The following is a 278-nucleotide window of genomic DNA, read 5'->3' as shown; positions in this document are numbered from 1 at the left end:
CTCCATTCGTGTGCGCGGAGAAGATGGCTTTACCGGCTTAGTAGGATTATTACCACCAGCATCTCGCAGGGCGTGTGTATTAATTGACCCACCGTACGAAATTAAAGATGACTACGAAACGGTTGTAAAAACCTTAGTTAAAGCTCATCTGCGTTTTGCTACAGGTACTTATATGATTTGGTATCCGGTAGTAGACAGAGAACGCATTGATAATATGGAGCAGGGCTTAATTGATTCAGGAATGCGCAACATTCAGCTATTTGAATTAGGCACTGAAG

Annotated in this window: 1 protein-coding gene; it reads left to right on the top strand. The window is 42.8% G+C overall.

All coding sequences use genetic code 11. The features are described 5' to 3' along the window. Window positions 1-278, top strand: a 278-nt coding sequence (rlmJ, locus tag AAEY83_RS14510) for a 23S rRNA (adenine(2030)-N(6))-methyltransferase RlmJ (RefSeq protein ID WP_351059956.1), incomplete at both ends; no start/stop codon positions are given.

Origin of the sequence: Psychrobacter sp. TB20-MNA-CIBAN-0197 (genome assembly GCF_040309765.1) — a bacterium.
GTDB lineage: Bacteria > Pseudomonadota > Gammaproteobacteria > Pseudomonadales > Moraxellaceae > Psychrobacter > Psychrobacter submarinus.
This window is presented reverse-complemented; position numbering and strand designations above follow the sequence as displayed.